The 2,774-nt window shown below is 37.7% G+C and carries 3 protein-coding genes; 1 reads left to right on the top strand and 2 read right to left on the bottom strand.

Translation table 11 applies throughout. The features are described from left to right. Positions 1–486: 486 nt before the first annotated feature. The gene (locus AC1DSB_RS17520) at positions 487–1,068 is read right to left on the bottom strand and encodes an LOG family protein (RefSeq protein WP_477548662.1); all 582 of its coding nucleotides are present in this window, start codon (positions 1,066–1,068) and stop codon (positions 487–489) included. A gap of 94 nt (positions 1,069–1,162) precedes the next feature. Here AC1DSB_RS17520 and AC1DSB_RS17515 point away from each other — a divergent pair, with 94 nt between their 5' ends. Then, on the top strand, positions 1,163–1,483 hold the full coding sequence (locus AC1DSB_RS17515; protein ID WP_053589111.1) for a MazG nucleotide pyrophosphohydrolase domain-containing protein: 321 nt from the start codon (positions 1,163–1,165) through the stop codon (positions 1,481–1,483). A 268-nt stretch (positions 1,484–1,751) separates the two neighbouring features. Here AC1DSB_RS17515 and AC1DSB_RS17510 read toward each other — a convergent pair whose 3' ends face one another. Then, the gene (locus tag AC1DSB_RS17510) at positions 1,752–2,480 is read right to left on the bottom strand and encodes a Fic family protein (RefSeq protein ID WP_477533346.1); all 729 of its coding nucleotides are present in this window, start codon (positions 2,478–2,480) and stop codon (positions 1,752–1,754) included. Positions 2,481–2,774: the final 294 nt, after the last annotated feature.

Raw genomic sequence — 2,774 nt, 5'->3', positions numbered from 1 at the left:
ATTAATAGGGGAATGGCCAGTACGTAGCCTTTCTTAATTCCTTTCAATTCGTATTCTTTCTCCAGAATTTCCGATAGAAAGAAAAGTGTGCCGAATAAAATAAGCATAACAAAAATACCACTGAGAAAGACGGCGGATAGCCACTTTCCTTCCTCTTGGAATGTCTGCTTACTGTTGCTAAGGAACTCCTTGAATTTCTTTGGCTGCCTCTTTTTCATGGGGTACTTTGATAAAGAAAAAAATTCCAGTAGTTGGTCTGGATGTGGCTAAAGGAGAGAGCCAAGTTCAGGCATATTTAAATAAATCAAAACCGTTTGGAAAGAGCTTTTCGATAACGCATACCAGAGAGGAATTAGAACGTGGGGCGCTTTCCTTTAGGAATGTGTCTTTTACTTTTTGACCAGAATAGGAAATGGATTTTAGGAAAAACTCATTTTAAATAGGGAAACAGACCAAGGGTAATGACTCGGTCTGTTTTTTTAACTATCAGATCTGTTTTTCAGTAATGTAAGTTTTTACAGTTGGTGGTTCATATGTATTGAATTTATCAAGGATCCCTTTTGGATCACTATCGACTAATGCCATGTTACGGTACTTTTCATGTAAAAACTGTTCCTCTGACATATGATTAAATAACGCAATAAGAGGATCATAATAATGATTTATATTTAAGAGACCACATGGTTTATGATGGAGCCCTAACTGAGCCCAAGTAAAAATTTCAAAGAACTCTTCTAAAGTTCCTGGCCCACCAGGCAATGCTATAAATCCATCAGCAAGCTCTGCCATTTTCGCTTTTCTCTCATGCATTGAATCTACGATGATCAGCTCTGACAAGTTTTTATGAGCTATCTCTCTATTATCTAGAAAACTTGGCATAACACCAATTACGTATCCTCCTTCATTCAGAACTGAATCTGCAATAGCACCCATAATTCCAACACTCGCTCCACCATAAACAAGTGCAATATTTCGTTTAGCTAGTTCTTTACCAAGTTTTTTCGCACCTTCTATATAGACATCAGATGCTCCGTTACTCGATCCACAAAATACGGCTAACTTTTTCAATATATTCGCCTCCTAAAGAATCACACCATCAAAGATTATATAATACTTTCATTTTTTGCTAAACTTAAAGTATTGAATTGGAGGTTAGATGAAAATGAATGTAACTGAATTTCAACAATGGGTAAAGGATTATTATGAAAGTAGGGGCTGGTCTGAGTTAGACATATTTATTCGTATTGGCTTTTTAGCAGAAGAAACGGGCGAGGTTGCACGAGCTATAAGAGCTCTTGAGATTGGTAGGGATAGGCCGGATGAAATAAGGGGCTCTTATGAGGAAAATAAACAGGAGTTAACCGAAGAGTTAGGAGATGTACTGGGTAATTTAATTGTGATTGCAAACAAGTACAATATCCCACTAGAAGAAGTGTTTCAGTCACATAAAAAGAAACTCTCAGATCGTTATTCTAATGATTAGGCAAATAAACCTTTTTTCAACAATAGGGCGCATTTCTTGAGTAAGAGCGTCTTTTTGAATTGGGCCAGATAATTTAATAACACTTGGAAGATAATTTGGATACTTATGTTTAAAAGTAGAGATTGTGAAATAATGTACTTAAACTAACGGGTGCTTTAGTTAAAGATCCTGGTTGCAAAGCAATTCTTTTTTAATGAACAAACTGAGTGTTTGATTGATGAATAATTAAAAGAGACAGAAAAGCCCTCCCTTTTTCTGTCTCTTTTACTTAGATAACACTTAACCAAAGTTCTAGACTTTCATTAACAGAATCACTAACTAACTTAATAAACGGTTCATGATCGCCAGTTGTGTGTGCAAGATCCAAAGCGTCGTAATATCGAGCACGATCAATGGCTTTAATGACAGCAGGGGGGAAGCCAGCTTTCATTAATTCATAGTTCATTAACAAGCGAGAAGTACGTCCGTTACCATCAATAAACGGATGGATTTTCACAAACTCCGCATGAACCCTTGCTGCACGTTCTACTGGATGTATCGTTGACCATTCATTTTCAACCGTCTCAACAAATCGCTCCATCAATTCTTGAACAGCTACATGGTCTGGTGGCCGATGAGACGCCCCACCGATTAAGACATTCTCTTTTCGATACACACCGGCATTGTCATCTTGTATTCCTTTTAACACAAGACGATGAATCGATTTAATTGTCCATTCCGTCAAACGTTCATGCTTTTGAACGATCTCTTCCAAGTAGTCAATCGCATCTCGATGATTAATCACTTCAAGATGTTCGCGCATCGTTTTTCCACCCACAGTCATGCCTTCCAGAACCACTTTCGTTTCGGAAATAGTCAATGTATTTCCTTCGATAGCATTCGAATTGTAGGTCCAGTCAATTAGTACATGATTGAGCAGTGACTTCACTGAATTGGCTGGTAAGGGTCTCGCTTTATCTAATTTTCTTTTCTTTCCGTCTATTTCATGAAAGTTCAACGTGCATCACCGTCCTCATCCGTCCGCAACAAGTTCATGTTGTTTAATCCTGCATTCATTCTATCATTTTCTACGAAGTGACAGTGGATTCATTTACACCCTCTAATTATTTTCCTTTCTAGCTCTTCACCTTATTTTTCTTCACAAATTCAGAAAATGTCTGGAAAACTTTTTCCCTTTGTTCCATTGAATCTTCTCCCAGATCAAAATACTTTTCAGCAAGGGCACCGGTTTCAATTAACCGTTTGGTCCGGGCTTTTCTCTTTTCCCAACTAATTTTACGCAGGGCTTCAT

The organism is Paenisporosarcina sp. P4_E4_2 (assembly GCF_056401595.1).
Note: the sequence above shows the minus strand (reverse complement) of the source record. Positions and strands in the feature narration are given on the sequence as shown.